The following is a 17,473-nucleotide window of genomic DNA, read 5'->3' as shown; positions in this document are numbered from 1 at the left end:
CTCGCTGTGGGTCTTACTTGGTCCAGTGTTCGGCGACCAGGTCGGCGGCCTGCTGTTCCCACTGGGCGTAGTGGTCGGGGTAGGCGGAGACCTGGACGGTCTGGGCGGCCTTGGTCAGCGGCATGTCCTGCCAGCCGTCGACCTGCTTCAGACCCTTCAGGAACGCCGTGGTCGAGTACTCGGGGTCGGTGATCTGCTCCACCGTGCCCCACCCGCTCGACGGGCGCTGCTGGAACAGGCCCTGCGAGTCGTGGTCGTTACGGTCACCCAGGTGACCGAGGTTCTCCAGCTTCGACTCCTGCAACGCCGTCGCGATCGACACCACCGCGGCACGCTCGTCCATCCCGGCCTTCTTCGTCGCCGCGATGATCGCCTTCACATTCGCGACCTGCTCGTCGTTCAGCTCGATCCGCGACTGCTCACCCTGCACACCATGCGGGACCAGCTTGTCACCCTGCACGGTGGCCGTGACCGGCGTGGCGCTCGCGGTCGTGTCGGCCGCGTGGGCGGCGACGGGGCCGGCGAACACGCCACCGGTGAAAGCCAGGCCAGCAATACCCAGGATGCTCTTACGCAGGATCGTGTTCATGAGGGGGCTCCATTCGGGGGTCGACACACCCGCAGGGGCGGGATGCGTGGGCACCGTCAGGCGCTCAAGAAGTCTTCGGGGGATTTCTCGGCTGCTCGCGGGGCGGAGGGCCACTACGCGGCGCCGGAAGCATGTCCAACGACCCGCCACCCGGCATCATTCCCGGGCACCTCGGCCGCCGGGCAGCGGCGGGCTCATGTCGTCGGAACCATGCTCAACGACCGGGGCCTAAGGTCTGTTCCCACCGAAGGCGAGGCGCTCGGAGGCGCGGGCCTTGCTCGGTCGTTCACCCGGTTACAACGCCACCGGCCCGCCCACGATTCCGGCACCAGAGTGCCACCCACCACCCCCGAACCCGACACACACCCCACTCACAGGGTTGATCATGAAGTTGACGGCGACAAAACGGACACCAAGTGCCGTCAACTTCATGATCAACTTGGCCGGGCAGTGCGGCGACTGGACGGGAGCGGAGCAGCCGCCGACGGGTCACGCGATCTTGCAGTTCGAGCCCTCTGAGCGCCCTATTTACGCGGTTTACGGGGCACCGAAGTGCAAGATCGCGGGTCGGGGCGACGAGAGCTCCCCCCGAGAAGGCCCCGGGTCGGCGATCTTGGAGCTGTGGTCCTCGCATACCTCGCTAAACGGGCATCCTGGGTGCCGTAAATCCAAGATCGACGAGGCGACGTGGGGAGCGCGGGTCAGCGGCGGCCGTGGCGGGCTCGTAGGTAGTCGGAGACGACGTACTCGCCCAGGTCGTCCAAGTCCGGGGTGAACATGCGGCCACCCGAGCGCCGCGCCACCGCGTCCACGAACCGGCGCAGCCCCGGATCGTCGCCGAGCATGAACAGGTTGAGCGTGGCGCCGTACCGGGTCAGCCGGTCCACCTCCCGGATCGTCGCCGAGATGGTCTCCGGCAGCGGCGGCCAGTGGAAGTACGCCTCACCGTCCTCCGGGTCCAGGTGCGCTGTCGGCTCGCCGTCGGTCACCACCAGCACCACCGGCTCGGCGCCCGGGTGGCGGCGCAGGTGCCGGCCGGCGATCCGCAGCGCGTGCTGGAGGTTGGTGCCCTGCTGCATGTCCGGCTCCACCGCCGCCAGCTCCTGCTGGGTGAGCGGCATCGCCTCCCGGCCGAAGCCGACGATCTGCAGCGCGTCCTGCGGGAACCTGGTCGCCATCAGGTGCGACAGGGCCAGCGCGGTCTGTTTCATCGGACCCCAGCGCCCCTGCGAGATCATCGAGTACGACAGGTCGACGCAGAGCACCACCGCCGCCGAGGCCCGCCGTTCGGTCTCCATCACCTCGAAGTCCTCGACCGCGAGCGGCACCGGCACTCCGGGCCCGGCGCGACGGACCGCGCGGGTGAGCGTGCGCACCACGTCCAGCGGCTGCTCGTCGCCGTACTCGCAGGGGCGGGACGCACCGCTCACCTCGCCCGCCGCACCGGCCGAGCGGAGGTCGTGCTGGCCGCGTGGGCCGGCGGTCAGGTCGGCGAAGACGCGTCGCAGCGCGGTGCCGGCGAGCCGGCGCAGGGCCTTCGGGCTGAGCGTCAGCCCTTCCGCGTCACGGGTGACCCAGCCCTGGCGGCGCAGTTCGCGTTCCAGCTCCCGCAACCGGCGTACGTCGTCGGCGGCGTCCCGGCCCAGCGTGCGGGCTACCGCCTCCACGTCGACGTCGTCGAGCGTGGCGCCGGGCTGGTCCTGGTCGAGGGAGTCCAGCAGTTCGTCGAGTTCGGCGATCTCGTCGAGCGCGCCGGTGGCCTCGCCGTAGCCGAGCGGCTGGTCGCCGCGGACCCGCTCGCCGCGCTGCCAGTTCAGGTCCGGCCGCAGGGACCGCAGGTGGGCGTCGAGCTGGGACAGTTCACCGGCGAGCCGGTCGCCGAGCGACTGGCGCATCAGCCCGCCCAGTTCCTCGCGCTGCCGGTCCGACAGCGAGCGCATGAGCCGCTCACCCGCGGCGGCCCGCCGGGCCAGTACGTCGATCAGCTCGTCGACGTCGCGGGGCCGCTCCGGGAAGAACTCCCCGTGCCGGCGCATGAACTCGGCGAACGCGTCGGTGGTGTCCTCGGAGCGGGCGTGCCGGGCGAGCAGGTCGTTGAGGTCGCGCATCATCTCGGCGAGCTGCCGCTGGACGGCCGGGTCGGCGGTGGCCCGTGCCGCGTCGCGCAGCCCGGCGAACCGCTGCTCCAGCACGTCGCCGCGCAGCCCGTCGAGGATCCGCTGGTACGTCTGCCGCGCCTCGGCGCTCGCCCAGTCGTACCCGGAGAGCTCCGACACCGCGCGGGCGGTGGAGCGGGGCAGGTTGTCGAGGACTGCCTCGGCGAACCGGGCGTCGTCGCCGTCGCGGCCGCGCAGCTCGTCGCGTTCGGCGGCGAGCGCCTGGTCGAGCAGTGCCCGGGCCCGGGTGACGGCGCCGTCCAGGTCGCCCCGGCGCAGCGCCTCCCGGCGCAGGCGGCGGGCGCGGGCGGCCAGGTCGTCCAGCCCGCCGCGCCCCTGCGGGCCGCGCCGCAGCAGCTCGCGCAGCGACTCGCGCAGGCTGCCGCCGGCGAGCACGTCCGAGCCGACCGCGTCCACCGCGGCGCGCACGTCGTACGGCGGGGCGAGCGGGTCGGGTCCGCCGCGCCACTGCCCGTACCGGAAGCGGTTGCCGCCGGCCACCGTCAGTCCCGGTCCCCGTAGACGGTGCGCCCGGCGTCGGTGACGTCCTTGCCGAGCCGGCGGGTCAGGTGCAGTCCTTCCAGCACGAACTCGATGCCGGCGGCGGCCTCCTCCGGGCTGGGCGCGTCGCCGAGGCCGAGCCGGTCGAGCACCTTGGCCAGCCCCGGTACGGTCCCGACCTGGCGCAGCAGCTCGGCCGAGGAGACCAGTTCCCCGGTCTCGACCGCGCCGCCCTCGGCGACGATCGCGGTGAAGCCGGACAGGTCGAGTCCGGCGAGCCGGGCGCGGAACGTCTCGGCGGTGGCGGTACGCAGCAGGTGCGCGAGCACCTCGATCTCGCGCCCCTCCTCGCCGCTCTCGAACTCGACCTTGCCGCGCAGCGTGGAGGTCACCGACACGGTGTCCCCGATCCGGGCCACCGGCGCCTCCGGCCGAGATCCCGACCCGGCACCGGCACCGGCACCGGCACCGGCACCGGCCAGCAGACCGGAACGGCGCAACGCGGCGGCGGCAACCGTCTCCGCGGCGGCGATGGCGAACCGGGCGGACACGCCGGAGCGCGGGTCCACCGACGGGGATTCCCGCACGTCACGGGCGAACCGGGCCAGCACCTCCAGCACGTGCTCCGGTACGACGGCGACCAGGTCGGCCTCCTGCCGGATCAGCGCCAGCTCCAGGTCCAGGTCCAGCGGGTAGTGGGTACGGATCTCCGCGCCGAACCGGTCCTTGAGCGGCGTGATGATCCGGCCCCGGTTGGTGTAGTCCTCCGGGTTGGCGCTGGCCACCAGCAGCAGGTCGAGCGGCAGCCGCAGCTGGTAGCCCCGGACCTGGATGTCGCGCTCCTCCAGCACGTTGAGCAGCGCCACCTGGATGCGTTCGGCCAGGTCGGGCAGCTCGTTGACGGCGAAGACGCCCCGGTTGGTACGCGGTACGAGCCCGAAGTGGATGGTCTCCGGGTCGCCGAGCGTACGGCCTTGGGCGAGGCGGATCGGGTCGACGTCACCGATCAGGTCGCCGACGCTGGTGTCCGGCGTGGCGAGCTTCTCGCCGTACCGCATCGAGCGGTGCAGCCAGCCGATCGGCAGGTCGTCGCCGGCCGAGTCGGCGAGCGCGCGGGAGGCCGGGGTGATCGGGTGCATCGGGTGCTCGTTCAGCACCGAGCCGGGGATCACCGGGGTCCACTCGTCCAGCAGCGCGCCGAGCGAACGGATCAGCCGGGTCTTGCCCTGCCCGCGCTCGCCGAGCAGCACCATGTCGTGCCCGGCGAGCAGCGCGCGCTCGACCTCGGGCAGCACCGTGTCCTCGTAGCCCACGATGCCGGGGAAGCGATCCTCGCCGGAACCCATCCGGGCGAGGAGGTTGTCTCGGAGTTCCTGTTTGACCGTGCGGTAGCGGTGGCCTGCGGCGCGCAGCTCGCCGAGCGTGGTCGGCAGGTCGGCGGGCGGGACCGGGGAAACCTCGTTGGGAGCGGTCACCCGATCCACGCTAGCTCAGAATTCGCGTACCGCCCGGGGGTCGGTCCCGCCCCGTGCCGGGACCGGCCCCCGGGCGGTATCTCAGGCGCGGCGTCGCAGGTGGTACGCGTACGCGGCGCCGGCCAGGGTGACCGCCCAGACCGGCCACAGCGCCATCGGCAGGGCGGCGGCGTTGCCCTCCCGGATCAGCTCGGCGAACTGCGGCGCGGCGAGCAGGTCGAGGCTGGCCGCCAGCACGGCGAGCGCGACCAGCCCGGCCGGGATCACCGCGAGGAGCACCGGCACCCGCCGGCCCGCCAGCCCGGGCAGCCAGCGCGGGAACCGCTCTCCCCAGCGCGCCACCAGCCCGAGCGTGAGCACCGCGCCGACCACGGCGAACGCACCGAGCCCGGCGCCCGCCCAGATCACACCGTCGGCCCGCATCTCGGCGATCTCCTCCCGGGACATGCCCAGCGGAACGCCGGCCACCCAGGCGAACCGGGTGAGCGCGTAGAGCACCGGGATGACGGCTGCCGTCCACGTGGCCCACCGGCCCCACCGGGCGGCCGCGGCGGGCGCGGTCCAGCCCGGAGCGGACCCGTCGGCGATCCGGCGACGCCAGCGCAGCAGCGCGCCGGCCAGCAGCATCCCGCCGGCCAGGGAAGCCATCCGGGCGAACAGCGGCCAGGTGAAGATGTCGCCGTAGTCCACCGGAGGCCAGCCGAACGGCGCCCCGATGATCAGCATCGGCGCGTAGCCGAGCAGCGCGAGCACCCGCATCCCGGGCACCACCACCGCCAGCGCGAGGGCGACGGTCGTGGCGTACCCGGTGATCAGCAGGCGCACCGGGCGGGACGGACGCCTCGCCGGGCCGGTCATGGCCAGGGCGGCGACGGCACCGGTCAGCAGCACCGCCGCGAACAGCGGCGGGCCGACGGAGTCCGGCAGCAGCCGGAGCAGGCCGGCGGCGTCCCCGCCGTGCGGGTCGTTCGTGCCGAACGGGTAGCCGCTGCCGGTGAGCGCGGAGAGCAGGGCGAGCACACCCCAGCCGCCGAGCCAGGCGACGGCGAGCGGGGCGACCGGGTCCAGCCGGGTGCGGGTGTGCCGGGGAGGTGCGGAGGCGATTGTCTTCGTCATGCCCTCAGCCTGGACCGGACGGCCGCGCGTTCCCTCCCGCCACGGGGTGGACCCGCTCCCCCACGGGAGGGACAGGTCAGCCGGCCGGGACCACGAAGCCCGACTCGTAGGCGGCGACCACCGCCTGGGTGCGGTCCCGCACCCCGAGCTTGGCCAGCACGTTCCCGACGTGCGTCTTGACCGTCTCGACGCCGACGACCAGCCGGGCGGCGATCTCCGGGTTGGACAGGCCGGCGGCCATCAGCCGCAGCACCTCGGCCTCGCGCTCGGTCAGGCGCGCGGCCCGTAGCCGGTCGCCGCCGCGCCGCCCGTACGTGTCGACGAGCTGCCGGATGGCGGCCGGGAACAGCAGCGACTCCCCGGCCGCCACCACCCGGACCGCCTGCACCACCTCGGCCGGGCGGGCCCGTTTGAGGAGGAAACCGCTCGCCCCGGCGCGCAGCGCCTCGTAGACGTACTCGTCGTTGGCGAACGTGGTGACCACCAGGACCCGGGGTGGGTCGGCGGAGGCGGCGAGCAACCGGCGGGTGGCCTGGATGCCGTCGATGGCCGGCATCCGCACGTCCATCAGCACCACCCGAGGCCGCAGCTTCGCGACGAGCGGCGGCACCTGGGCCCCGTCCGCCGCCTCGCCGACGACGCGCAGGTCCGGCTGGGCGTCCACGATCGCCCGCAGGCCGACCCGGATCAGCTCGTCGTCGTCGACGATCAGCACGTCGATGGTCACCGGGTCTCCCCCCTCGGTACCGGCAGGGTGGCCCGGACGCGCCAGCGATCCCCGTCGGGGCCGGCGTCCAGGCGTCCGCCGAGCAGCAGCACCCGCTCCCGCATGCCGTCGAGCCCACGCCCGCCGCGGGCCGGCCCGGTGGCGCCCCGCACGGCGTTGACGAGCTCGATCGCCAACCCCTCCGGGGGTACGGCGACCCGCAGCGCGACCGGTCCGCGACCGTGCCGGGCCGCGTTCGTCAGCCCTTCCTGGACGATGCGGTAGCCCTCGCGGGACACCACTGGGGGCAGCGCGTCCAGCGCCCCGTCGACCCGGGACTCGACGACCAGCCCGGCGGCGCGGGCCGCGGCGACCAGCCGGTCGAGCCCGGCCAGGGTGGACTGCGGCGCGGGTGCCGTCACCGCGTCGGCCTCGCGGAGCAGCCCGAGGACGTGGTCCAGGTCGTCCATGGCACGCCGGCTGGTCTCCTCGATGGCCGTCAGCGCCCGCCGGCTGAACTCGGGGTCGGTGTCGAGCAGTTCCCGCGCGGCGCCGGCCTGGAGCGTCGCCACGGTCAGGGCGTGGCCGACCGAGTCGTGCAGTTCCCGGGCCAGCCGGTTGCGTTCGGCCAGCCGGACCGCGTGGGTCTCCAGCGCGGCGATCCGTTCGGCCTGGGCCGGGCCGAGCAGCACCGGCGCCATCGAGGCGGCGAGCGCGCCCAGGCCGGCGACGGCGTAGCCGAGCCCGCCCAGGACGGCCACCCCGGCCAGGCCGGCCTGGACCGGGTGCGCCGGGTCGACGGGGCCGAACCGCTGGTCCGCCACCGCGCCGGTGTCCATCCCGGCCAGCCCGGCGACGAAGACCAGCGCCATCGGAAACGCGCTGATCGCGGCGAACCACACCACCGCGCCGGTGCCCAGGTGCAGGGCGATCCAGAGCGCCGCGCGCAGCCGGGTCTCCCGGTCGATCCGGTGCCCGGGCGCGGGTTCCGGCAGGTCGACGGCGAGCAGCGCCCGGGCGGCGGCGATCTCCAGCGCCCGGCTGCCGGCCAGGAACACCGGCACCACGGCGAGCCCGGCGGCCACCAGCAGCAGGCCGAGCACGAGCGGGCGGGGCGCGGCCGCGCTGCCCAGCATCTGCGCGAAGACCACCGCCAGCAGGGCGTACGGCAGGGCGAGCACGCCACCGAGGAGCAGGAACACGGCGCGGCGCCAGGTGCTGGCGCGCACCAGCGGCGCGAACACGCCCCGGACCGTCACCCGGTCATTGTCGCCCCCCGTCGCGCCGGTCCGGCTCCCCCGTGCCGGGGAGATTCCGGCCCGGCTCACCCGCCCAGGCGGGCGCGGACCATCCGGGGTACGGCGGCCAGCCCGGTGACCGGGCGGAACGCGTGCGCGGCGGTGACCAGTGCGGCGTACTCGTCGTCGGCGAGGTCGATCTCGGCGGCGGCCGCGTTGCGTTCCATCTGCTCGACCCCGGAGGCGCCGGGGATGGCCACCACGTTCGGGTGCCGCAGCACGTACGCGAGCGCGATCTGGCTCGGCGTGGCGTCGTGCGCGTCGGCCACCTCGCGCAGCGTGGCGATCAGCTGGGTGCCGCGTTCCAGGTTCTCCGGCAGGAAGTACGGGTTGGCCCGGCGTACCGCCCCGGCGGGCGGGTTCGTGGCGTCGTAGCGGCCGGAGAGGAAACCCTGCGCCAGCGGGGAGTACGCCATGACGATGCGGCCGGCCTGCTCCGCGTACGGGATGAGGTCTTTCTCGGGGCCGCGGTCGATCATGCTGTAGCGGACCTGGTTGCTCAGCACCCGGCGGCCCAGCGCGGCCTCGGCGAACCGCCACCGGCGCAGGCCGTAGTTGCTGACGCCGACCTCGCCGACCAGCCCGACGTCCTGCAAGGTGCGCATGCCGCGCATGGTGGTGGTGTCGGCGACCACCGGGTTGGCCTGGTGCACCTGGTAGAGGTCGATGCCGTCGACGCCGAGCCGGGCGGCGGAGGCGACGGCGCGCTGCTGCACCACGGGGGCGACCGGCAGCAGCGGGAAGATCTTCGTGGCGACCACGACCTTGGCCCGGTCGTCGCCGAGCGCCGCGCCGAGGATGCGCTCGCTGCGGCCGAAGCCGTACAGCTCGGCGGTGTCGAACAGGGTGACGCCCAGGTCGAGCGCCCGCCGGACGATCTCGGCGGCCCGGCGCTCGTACTCGGGGCCGTAGCCCCACTCCCGCGACCCGAACTGCCACGTGCCGAGGCCGATCCTGGAAATGGGCTTGGGGGTGTCGAGCCGCACGTAACGCATGAGGCCGAAGGTACCCGCGCCGCTGCGTGCGCACTCCGGTCCGGACAGAATGGCCTGGTGACATACCTCGCCAGCGACGACCGTTACCACGAGATGATCTACCGGCGCAGTGGCCGCAGCGGGCTGAAGCTGCCTGTCGTCTCCCTCGGCCTGTGGCACAACTTCGGACCGGACCGGCCCTTCGAGCGGCAGCGCGACATCGTCCGCCGTGCCTTCGACCTCGGCATCACCCACTTCGACCTCGCCAACAACTACGGCCCGCCGCCCGGTTCGGCGGAGGAGAACGTCGGCCGGCTGCTCGCCACCGACCTGGAGCCGTACCGGGACGAGCTGGTGATCTCCAGCAAGGCCGGCTATCTGATGTGGCCCGGCCCGTACGGCGAGTGGGGCTCGCGCAAGTACCTGATCTCGTCGCTGGACCAGTCGCTGCGCCGCCTCGGGCTGGACTACGTCGACATCTTCTACTCGCACCGGTTCGACCCGGAGACTCCGCTGGAGGAGACGATGGGCGCGCTCGACGCGATCGTCCGCTCCGGCAAGGCGCTCTACGTGGGCGTCTCCAACTACGACTCGGAGCAGACCGAGCGGGCCGCCGCGATCCTGCGCGATCTGGGCACGCCGCTGCTGATCAACCAGCCGTCGTACTCGATGATGAACCGCTGGACGGAGAGCGACGGCCTGCTGGACACGCTGGAGCGCGTCGGCGCCGGCTGCATCGCGTACAGCCCGCTCGCCCAGGGCCTGCTCACCGACCGTTACCTGAAGGGCATCCCGGCCGACTCCCGGGTGCGCACGAGCGTCTTCCTGAACGAGAGCGACCTCGACGACGAGACGATGGCGACGGTCCGGGGGCTCGCCGCGGTGGCGCAGCGACGCGGGCAGACGCTCGCCCAGCTCGCCCTGGCGTGGGCGCTGCGCGACCCGCGCATGACCAGCCTCATCATCGGCGCGAGCAGCGTGGCGCAGCTGGAGGGCAACGTGGCCGCCCTGGACAACCTCGACCTCGCCGGGGAGGACCTGGCCGAGATCGAGGAACTGCTCGGCTGAGTCACCAGACGCGGCGCCGCCCGGCGCGGTGGTTGCGGACACCGCACGGCCGTCCGGGCGGCGGCCCGCCGGCCCGGCGCAGTCCGACCACCGCCGCCGCGAGCAGCGCGGTGACGAGCGCCGCCGCACCGAGAACCAACGGCCGGGAGAAGGGTCCGTCGTCGGTCACCGTCGCGACCGGCACCGCGGGCTCGTCGTCGGCCGCCGTCCCGGCGAGGGTACGCGGAGGCGACGCGCTCGCCTTCGGCGCTGCCGGCGGCGGGTCCGACGCGCCGCGTGCCGCCCGGAAGATCACGTCCGAGCAGGAGTAGTACGTGTCCTGGGTGTCCGAGTTCTGCCAGATGACGTAGACGATGTGCCGTCCGGTACGCCCGGCGGGCAGCTTCCCCCGCATCTCGTACGCGCCCGCGCGGATCGGCGGGTCGGTGACCTCGAGGAACGGCTTCTTCTCCAGATCCGCCCAGGTCAGCACCCGCCGAGGCGAGTACGAGCCGGTGGTGACGTAGTACCGGAACGTGCCCCGGTGCGGGATGGTCGTGCGGTAGCGGAACGTGTGCCGCGCCCCGGCTGTCAGCGTGGTGGCGGGCCAGTCGGCGCGCGGCAGGTCCAGCCCCCGGTACGCGGACAGCCCGCCGCTGCACAGCTCCCCGTCCGGGATGCGTTCCCGGTCCCGCCCGTCGATCCGGGCCACCCGGATGTTGTCCCACTCGCGTACCGCCGCTCCGGCGGCGATCGCGGCCCGGCACGCGGGCGTCTTCGCCCGGCCCCCCTCGGGCCCGCACGCGGCGGACCGGCTCAGCGGGCTGGTCGGCGCACCGTGTGCCGCGGCCGGCGCGGCGGTCAGCGGCACCGTCGCGGCGACGGCGGCGAGCGCGGCGAGCGCGCGTCGTGCGGCCATGTGATCGACCTCCCGCGCACTGGTACGGCCGCGAGCCGCGAAAGGTTCGATCCGCGCCGATCGGCCGGGGCGACATGACCGAACGGACAACCGGGGCGGCGACGGACGCCGGAGGGGCCCTAGAGTGACGAAACCCTGTGATCGAGGAGCGTCCCTTGTCCGAGCCGGTCCCGTCCCCCGAGCCGTCCCGCGCCGCCCCCGCGGCCGGGCCCGCACCGGGTGACGTCCCCGCCCCCGCGCAGCCGCACCTGCTGGTCCTGCCCACCATGGAGGGCGCGCCCAGGCCGGTGCCCTGGCCCGGCGCCGAGGGGCAACCCGGCTGGGCGATTCCGGTCAGCGTTCCGCCCGGCACTCAGGGGTACGCGTTGTTCCTCCCGCTGGTCCCGGCGCCCGGCCAGCCGGCGGCGGCGGTGCCCACCCAGGCCGCCGCGCCCGCCGCCGAGCGCTCCCCGGCGGAGGGCTCGGTTCCGTCCGCCGGCACTGGCGGCCGGGCCCCCGCTGCCGTGTCCACAGCGGTCGAGGGCTCGGTCCCTCCCTCTGGCGCGAGCGGCTCGACCACCGGGGCCGGCTCCACACCGGTCGAGGGCGGCGCGACGGCAGCGACCGAGGGCGGGAGGCCCGTCGCCCCCGCACCAGCCGGCCGCCCGGCGGGCGGAGAGCCTGTCGCAGCCCTGCCGGACGCCGTTCCCACGGCTCGCCCGGAGCAGGCGGGCGGAACGTCCCCGGCCACCGGCGACGCCGCAGTGTCCACCTCGGAGCTGGTCGGCGCGGAGCCGTCCGTCCCGGCTGCCACCCCGGCGGGTGCGGCCACGGCCGACTCCGGTGGGTCCGGGACCGGCATGCGCCCCGGTGACGGCGCTCCGCAGACGGCCACCTCCGCGACCTCAGACCCGGCGGGGGCCTCGCAGACGCCTGCCGCTCCCGCGGGCCCGCCACCTGCCTCCGGGTCGTGGGCCGCGCCGGGCGCGCAAGGCGCTCCGGGTACGCCGCCTCCGCACGGCGGTGGGCCGATGGCCGCGCCGCCGTACCCGGGAATGGGTTGGGGCGGGCACCCGCAGGCGCAGACGTGGGCGCCGCGGCCTCCGGTGCCGCGGACGTCGTTCCTGGGCGCGCGGTGGCCCGGCCCGAAGGCGGCGACCGGGCGGGCCGCGCCGCTCGCGGTGCTGGCCGCCGCGGTCGGCAGCGCGGTCTTCGTGCCGCTCGGCCGCGTCGGCGTCGGCTGGTTCCTGGGGTGGCTCACGCTCACGCTCGCGGTGGTGCTGGCGGTCCGGTCCAGGACGGCGGACCTGCCGCGCGCCGACAAGCTCATCCGGGCCGGGTGGGCGGTGGCCGCGCTGGCCCTGATCGCGGTGCCGGCGTTCCGCAACGCCTGGTGGCTGGTGACGTTCTGTGTGCTCGGCGCGCTCGGCTGCGCCACCCTCGCGATCGTCGGCGGGCGGCTGGTGCGCTCGATCCTGTTCGGCCTGGTGGCCACGCCGTTCGCGGCGTTGCGGGGCCTGCCCTGGGTGCGGCGGCACATCACCGCCTCGCCGCAGGAGGCGACGGTCCGCAAGGTCACCGTCTCGGTCGTCGCCACTGTCGTGGTGCTCGTGGTCTTCGGGAGCCTGCTCGCGTCGGCCGACGCGGCGTTCTCCGAGGCCCTCGGTTCGCTCGTCCCCGAGATCAACGTCGGTACGGTGTTCGGCTGGCTGTTCCTCGCAGTGGTGGGCGGTCTGATCGCTGTCGCCGCGCTCTACACGCTCGCCGCGCCGCCCGACCTGTCCACGGTGGATCGGGCGGGTGAGCGCCGTCTCGGCCTGCTGGAGTGGGCCCCGGCCATCGGCGCGCTCACGCTGCTGTTCGCCGGGTTCGTGGTGGTGCAGTTCACCACGCTCTTCGGCGGGCAGCGGCACGTGCAGCGGGTCGCCGGGCTCAGCTACGCCGAGTACGCCCGCAGCGGCTTCTGGCAGCTGCTGTTCGTCACGCTGCTGACGGTGGCGGTGCTCGGCGGGGTGAGCCGCTGGGCACGCCGGGAGCGGACGGCCGAGCGCATCCTGCTGCGCGTCCTGCTCGGGTTGATCAGCGCGCTGAGCGTGGTGATCGTGGCGTCGGCGCTGTCGCGGATGTGGACGTACCAGAAGGTCTACAGCTTCACCGGCGAGCGGATCTTCGTGATGGCGTTCGAGATGCTGCTCGGCACGGTCTTCCTGATGATCATCGCGGCCGGCGTCAAGTGGCAGGGGCGGTGGATTCCCGGCACCACGCTCGCGCTGGCGGTCGCGATGCTGCTCGGCCTGGCCGTGCTCAACCCGGAGGCCTACGTCGCCCGCCGCAACACGCTCCGGTACGAGCAGACCGGCAAGATCGACGCGTGGTATCTGCGGGCGCTGTCCGCCGACGCCACCCCGGCGCTCGTCAAGCTCCCCGACTCGGTACGCCGGTGCACGCTGAGCTGGATCGCCGACGACCTCGCCGAACCCGACCCCTGGTACGCCTGGAACCTGGGCCGCCAGCGCGCCCGCAAGGCCCTGGAGGAGGTCGGCCCGCAGGCGGTCGGCGGCCCGAAGGACTGCCGCCGCGCCGACCAGTTCGACCTGCCGAAGACCCGGCGTCCCCGCTGACGTCGCAGGCCGGGCCGCGAATCCACGCGGCCCGGCCGGCCCGGTCAGGCCGGGCCGCCGCCGAAGCCGATCTCGTTGCCGTCCGGGTCGTGGAAGATCACCTTCCGGACGCCGTTGTCGTAGGTCTCCTGCGCGGCCGGCGTCAGACCACGGGCGGCGATCGCCGCGACGCGGGAGTCGAGGTCGCCGACGAAGACCGTCTGCATGGCGTGACCGGCGTGCTCGGGCCGCACGTCGACATAGAGGTAGCGGTGCTGGGCCAGCTCCCACACCGCCTCGCTGTCGTCGGGCCGGAACTGCGGCGGGGCGCCGAACAGCCGCTCGTACCAGTCCGTCGCCACCGCGAGATCGCGCACCGGGACGCCGGCGAACAGGTCGACAGTCATCCCGCCAATCTATCCGGGTCGACGTGCCGGCGCGGGCTCACGCCGTACCGGCGCTTGAACGCCGTACTCAGGGCGAACGAGCTGCCGTAGCCGACCCGGCGGGCCACCGCGCCGACGGTTGCGCCGGGCTCGCGGAGCAGGTCGGCCGCGAGCGCCAGCCGCCAGCCCGTCAGGTACGACAGGGGCGGCTCCCCCACCAGCCCGGTGAAGCGCCGGGCCAGCGCCGCCCGGGACATACCCACCTCCGCGGCGAGCGACGCCACCGTCCACGGCCGGGCCGGGTCGTGGTGCAGCATCCGCAGCGCGCGGCCGACCACCGGATCGGCGTACGCCCGGTACCAGGCGGGTGCGGCGGCACCCGGCCGAGCGAACCACTCGCGCAGCGCGGCGATGAGCAGCAGGTCGAGCAGACGGTCGAGCACCGCCTCCTGGCCGGGGTCGTCCTTGACGATCTCGGCGGCCAGCAGCGGCACCAGCGGCGTGTCCCAGGACTCGCGCCGGACCACGGCGAGCTGCGGCAGCGCGTCCAGCAGCCGCCGCCCAACAGTGCCCTGCACCGGGTACGTGCCGGTGAGCAGCACGGTCCGGCCGTCCGGCCCGTTGCCCCAGGTGCGTACGCCCCAGCGTGTCATCGCGAACAGCTCGCGCCCGTCCGGCGTGGTGCAGCGCTGCCCCGGGTGCACGACCACCTGCGGCGCCGTGGCGGGATCGTCCGCGACCGTGTACGGGGCCGGGCCGCGCACGATCGCCACGTCACCGGAGGTCAGCCGCGCGGCCTCGCCCTCCTCGGGCACGATCCAGCCGTCCCCGTGCACCACGGCGACCAGCGTGAGCGGCGCCTCGTCCCGGATCAGCATCGACCAGGGCGGGGTGAGGATCGAGCGCAGCAGGAAGGCGCCCCGGGCCCGGGGACCGTCGAGCAGACCGGAGACGGCGTCCACGGAGACGATTGAACACAGGATCGCGCGTCCTGGCCATGGGCCGTCCCACCGCGCGGCGGTTCGATGAGGACATGCGACTCGTACACCTTCTGACGCTGGTCGGCGCCACAGTCGGGGCCGGGCTGATGGCGGGCCTGTTCGCCGCGTTCGCGTACGCCGTGATGCCGGCGCTGCGCGGCGCGGACGACCGCACGTTCGTGGACGCCATGCAGCGCATCAACGTCACCATCGTCAACGGCTGGTTCCTGCTGGCCTTCCTGGGTACGCCGGTGCTGGCCGCGCTCGCGGCGGTCCTGGCGTGGCGCGGGGCGGCCCGGCCGGCGCTGCCGTGGATCGTCGCCGGGCTCGCCCTGTACCTGGTGATGTTCGTCGTCACCGTGGCGGTGAACGTGCCGTTGAACGACGCGCTCGCGGCGGCTGGTTCCGCCGATCTCGCCGCGGCGCGGGAGCGCTTCGAGTCCGCCTGGGTCACCTGGAACGTGGTCCGGACGCTGGCGAACACGGCCGGGTTCGCCGCGCTGTGCTGGGCGTTGGTGCTCGCGGGCCGCGCGACCGGTTGAGCCGCTATGACCCGTCTTCGAGCAGCGGCAGGTAGTTCTCCGGCAGCCAGCGGACGACCATCTTCGGGAAGATGATCCCGCCGAGCCGCCGGTAGAACCGCTGCGCGGCCTCGTTCTCCGGCTTCACCTCCCAGCGGATGACCAGCCGCTCGGCGGCGGCCCGCTCGGCCAGCGCGACCATCAGTCGCCGCCCCACCCCGCCGTCCCGCGCCTCCGCGCGGACGAACAGATCGTCGAGCGCGAGGATGTCCGTGCCGCTCCACATGTGCAGCCGCCGCTGCGCGGAGACGTAGCCGAGCGCCTCGCCGTCCCGCTCGGCCAGCAGGACCGTGACGTCAGCTCGGCCGAGCACCTCACGCCACCGGTCGGGGGTGGCGCCGACGTGCTCGCTCTCCCCCTCGTGGGCCGCTATCTCCCGGACCAGGGCGTCCACTGCGGCCGCGTCGTCCGGACCGGCCCGGCGGATGCGGATGGCGTCGTTCACGGTGCTCTCCCTCACGGTCGGGGCATGGGTGCAAGCCTGCGTGTCCACGCCTTGACTATGCCCGGGTCGAAGATGGCGGATGACAACAAAGACCCCCCGGGAGGGTCTTTTGCCCTTACCTGGCACCCTTTGACCATCCATGAGCCGACGACTCCGCATGGACCTGCCGCCCGGCCCAGGGCCGGGGGCAATCGGGTTCCGCCGGCCCACCTGATCGCGCCGCGGGCCCGTTCTGATCAGCGCGAGCGAGATCACGATCATGACGAGGCCGAGGCCCGCCAGGACGGTCGGCACCTGCAGGAGCAGATCCTCCGTCGCGTACCCGTCGGGCGTGGCAGCCAGGGTCGGATCCGTTCTGTCGACGCGTACGTCGAGCAACTCCCCGACGCGGAACTCACTCTCGTCGAGTTCGCTGGAGAACCGCTCCCGATACCGCACGCCGTCGAACGTGTAGTCCACGGTCAACCTCGTGGCGGAGAACGATGAGGTGATCTTGAACCGTTCGACGTGGGTGACCCGCCCTGTCGTCTCGGCGCCGACGCGAACCCGCTCGTCGATCGCCTCGTTCAGCCGAACGGTGAGCAGCATCCCCGCGCCGATCAGAAGGGTGCCCAGGACAACCACGAGGACCAGCTTCAGCTCTCGCCGGCCGAACGGGCTCTCCACCACCGGCCCTCCTCGTGTCTCGGTTCGCACCGGTCAGTCGGCCATCGGGACAGGTGCGCCATAGAGCGTTGGGCAGGGCCGGGCCCTGAGCACTGAACTGATCCGTCCCGGCAGCACATGCTCTCCGCGCCGGAGCGGGTCGAAACGCCATCTTCCTGGGAAAGAGCAGGCGGCGAAAGCCCCACATTCGTGACGAAATCTGCGACCCAAAAGATCAAGAAAAAGCGGCATTCCTCAATGAGAAATGCCGCTCGACCTGCACCAAAACAAGGTGGAGCCGAGGGGACTCGAACCCCTGACCCCCACACTGCCAGTGTGGTGCGCTACCAGCTGCGCCACGGCCCCTTGCGGTCGTCCCCGGTCGCCCGGGCACGGAGAGAACTATACACACGCCGTCCGGCATGGTCATCTCGCGGGGGTCCCCCGCTCCCCGCGTCAGTTCAGCGCCACGTCCGGCGGGAAGTGGGCCACCGCGGCCATCATGCCGCCCTGCCGGCGCAGCACCATCGGCCAGAGATCATCCGGTCGGTCGACGAAGGCGTCACCGGGCAGCGCGTCGAACACGAACCAGGAGCCCTCCTCGATCTCGCGCTCCACCTGCCCGGCGCCCCAGCCGGAGTAGCCGGCGAACACCCGGATCCCGCCGACGGACTCACGCAGCTTCTCCGGGTCGACGGAGAGGTCGATGGTGCCGACCGCGCCGGAGACGCGGTGGAAGCCTTTGACCGGCCGGACGGGGTGCCGCATCCGGGCCAGACAGATGGCCGAGTCGGGCTGCACCGGGCCGCCCTCGAACAGCACCGCCGGGTCGCCGGCCAGGTCGCTCCAGTCGCCGAGCACGTCGGCCACCGAGACCTCGGTGGCCCGGTTCAGCACCACCCCGAGGGCGCCGCCGGGTTCGTGGGCGACGAGCAGCACGACCGTACGGTCGAAGTTCGGATCCTTGAGCCCCGGTGTCGCGACCAGCAGTCGTCCGGTCATCGACTCCATGGCTCGGCCACCGATCGCCTGCCCCTCACCCTGCATGTCCGACACCCGTCAGCCGTGCGCCCGTA

15 protein-coding genes and 1 tRNA gene are annotated in these 17,473 nt (G+C 73.7%); 3 read left to right on the top strand and 13 right to left on the bottom strand.

The annotated features are described in order from the left end of the window. Window positions 1–13: 13 nt before the first annotated feature. From KSK32_RS17745 to KSK32_RS17715, 7 genes are all read right to left on the bottom strand, one after another. On the bottom strand, window positions 14–589 hold the full coding sequence (locus KSK32_RS17745; protein WP_216932218.1) for a hypothetical protein: 576 nt from the start codon (window positions 587–589) through the stop codon (window positions 14–16). Between the two features lie 701 nt (window positions 590–1,290). Then, entirely contained in the window at window positions 1,291–3,246 is a 1,956-nt protein-coding gene (locus KSK32_RS17740) for a VWA domain-containing protein (protein WP_216932217.1), read from the bottom strand. A 2-nt stretch (window positions 3,247–3,248) separates the two neighbouring features. Beyond that, complete coding sequence (locus tag KSK32_RS17735) at window positions 3,249–4,730, bottom strand: magnesium chelatase (RefSeq protein ID WP_216932216.1); 1,482 nt, start codon at window positions 4,728–4,730, stop codon at window positions 3,249–3,251. A gap of 72 nt (window positions 4,731–4,802) precedes the next feature. Then, on the bottom strand, window positions 4,803–5,837 hold the full coding sequence (locus tag KSK32_RS17730) for a hypothetical protein (protein ID WP_216932215.1): 1,035 nt from the start codon (window positions 5,835–5,837) through the stop codon (window positions 4,803–4,805). Window positions 5,838–5,913: 76 nt separating this feature from the next. After that, on the bottom strand, window positions 5,914–6,564 hold the full coding sequence (locus tag KSK32_RS17725; protein WP_216932214.1) for a response regulator transcription factor: 651 nt from the start codon (window positions 6,562–6,564) through the stop codon (window positions 5,914–5,916). Then, window positions 6,561–7,802 (bottom strand): sensor histidine kinase, encoded by a 1,242-nt coding sequence (locus KSK32_RS17720; RefSeq protein ID WP_216932213.1) that lies wholly within the window; start codon window positions 7,800–7,802, stop codon window positions 6,561–6,563. Before KSK32_RS17720 ends, KSK32_RS17725 begins: the two co-directional genes overlap by 4 nt. 65 nt (window positions 7,803–7,867) lie before the next feature. Further along, window positions 7,868–8,836 carry an aldo/keto reductase gene (locus KSK32_RS17715; protein WP_216932212.1) on the bottom strand — a complete coding sequence of 323 codons (969 nt, stop codon included), beginning with the start codon at window positions 8,834–8,836 and terminating at the stop codon, window positions 7,868–7,870. A 57-nt stretch (window positions 8,837–8,893) separates the two neighbouring features. Between KSK32_RS17715 and mgrA the strand changes: the two genes are divergently transcribed. After that, entirely contained in the window at window positions 8,894–9,883 is a 990-nt protein-coding gene (gene mgrA, locus KSK32_RS17710) for an L-glyceraldehyde 3-phosphate reductase (RefSeq protein ID WP_216932211.1), read from the top strand. Window position 9,884: 1 nt separating this feature from the next. Here the strand turns inward: mgrA and KSK32_RS17705 are convergent, their stop codons facing one another. Next, window positions 9,885–10,781 carry a lytic polysaccharide monooxygenase gene (locus KSK32_RS17705; protein WP_216932210.1) on the bottom strand — a complete coding sequence of 299 codons (897 nt, stop codon included), beginning with the start codon at window positions 10,779–10,781 and terminating at the stop codon, window positions 9,885–9,887. 155 nt (window positions 10,782–10,936) lie between these two features. On the opposite strand from KSK32_RS17705, the gene KSK32_RS17700 reads away from it, so the two are divergent. Then, window positions 10,937–13,381, top strand: coding sequence for a DUF4153 domain-containing protein (locus tag KSK32_RS17700; protein ID WP_216932209.1), 2,445 nt, complete (start codon window positions 10,937–10,939; stop codon window positions 13,379–13,381). 44 nt (window positions 13,382–13,425) lie between these two features. Here the strand turns inward: KSK32_RS17700 and KSK32_RS17695 are convergent, their stop codons facing one another. Both KSK32_RS17695 and KSK32_RS17690 read right to left on the bottom strand, forming a co-directional pair. Continuing rightward, the gene (locus KSK32_RS17695; RefSeq protein ID WP_216932208.1) at window positions 13,426–13,767 is read right to left on the bottom strand and encodes a VOC family protein; all 342 of its coding nucleotides are present in this window, start codon (window positions 13,765–13,767) and stop codon (window positions 13,426–13,428) included. Next, window positions 13,764–14,708 carry an AraC family transcriptional regulator gene (locus tag KSK32_RS17690; protein ID WP_216932207.1) on the bottom strand — a complete coding sequence of 315 codons (945 nt, stop codon included), beginning with the start codon at window positions 14,706–14,708 and terminating at the stop codon, window positions 13,764–13,766. Before KSK32_RS17690 ends, KSK32_RS17695 begins: the two co-directional genes overlap by 4 nt. A 71-nt stretch (window positions 14,709–14,779) precedes the next feature. On the opposite strand from KSK32_RS17690, the gene KSK32_RS17685 reads away from it, so the two are divergent. Then, window positions 14,780–15,268, top strand: coding sequence for a DUF1772 domain-containing protein (locus KSK32_RS17685; RefSeq protein ID WP_216932206.1), 489 nt, complete (start codon window positions 14,780–14,782; stop codon window positions 15,266–15,268). Between the two features lie 4 nt (window positions 15,269–15,272). Here KSK32_RS17685 and KSK32_RS17680 read toward each other — a convergent pair whose 3' ends face one another. The 3 genes from KSK32_RS17680 to KSK32_RS17670 form a co-directional block, all read right to left on the bottom strand. Next, window positions 15,273–16,418: a GNAT family N-acetyltransferase gene (locus KSK32_RS17680; protein WP_289256304.1), complete on the bottom strand. Its 1,146-nt coding sequence runs from the start codon at window positions 16,416–16,418 to the stop codon at window positions 15,273–15,275. 272 nt (window positions 16,419–16,690) lie between these two features. Continuing rightward, window positions 16,691–16,763, bottom strand: a tRNA-Ala gene (locus tag KSK32_RS17675). A gap of 90 nt (window positions 16,764–16,853) precedes the next feature. Further along, the gene (locus KSK32_RS17670) at window positions 16,854–17,444 is read right to left on the bottom strand and encodes a YqgE/AlgH family protein (protein WP_216936174.1); all 591 of its coding nucleotides are present in this window, start codon (window positions 17,442–17,444) and stop codon (window positions 16,854–16,856) included. Window positions 17,445–17,473: the final 29 nt, after the last annotated feature.

The sequence above is a fragment of the Micromonospora sp. WMMB482 genome, assembly GCF_019038635.1.
Taxonomy (GTDB): domain Bacteria; phylum Actinomycetota; class Actinomycetes; order Mycobacteriales; family Micromonosporaceae; genus Micromonospora; species Micromonospora marina.
Note: the sequence above shows the minus strand (reverse complement) of the source record. Positions and strands in the feature narration are given on the sequence as shown.

What these genes read in the sequence shown, in the direction of transcription:
- KSK32_RS17745 (WP_216932218.1), bottom strand. Translation starts at nt 589, where the DNA reads ATGAACACGATCCTGCGTAAGAGCATCCTGGGTATTGCTGGCCTGGCT.
- KSK32_RS17730 (WP_216932215.1), bottom strand. Translation starts at nt 5,837, where the DNA reads ATGACGAAGACAATCGCCTCCGCACCTCCCCGGCACACCCGCACCCGG.
- KSK32_RS17705 (WP_216932210.1), bottom strand. Translation starts at nt 10,781, where the DNA reads ATGGCCGCACGACGCGCGCTCGCCGCGCTCGCCGCCGTCGCCGCGACG.
- KSK32_RS17695 (WP_216932208.1), bottom strand. Translation starts at nt 13,767, where the DNA reads ATGACTGTCGACCTGTTCGCCGGCGTCCCGGTGCGCGATCTCGCGGTG.
- KSK32_RS17715 (WP_216932212.1), bottom strand. Translation starts at nt 8,836, where the DNA reads ATGCGTTACGTGCGGCTCGACACCCCCAAGCCCATTTCCAGGATCGGC.
- KSK32_RS17685 (WP_216932206.1), top strand. Translation starts at nt 14,780, where the DNA reads ATGCGACTCGTACACCTTCTGACGCTGGTCGGCGCCACAGTCGGGGCC.
- KSK32_RS17670 (WP_216936174.1), bottom strand. Translation starts at nt 17,444, where the DNA reads ATGCAGGGTGAGGGGCAGGCGATCGGTGGCCGAGCCATGGAGTCGATG.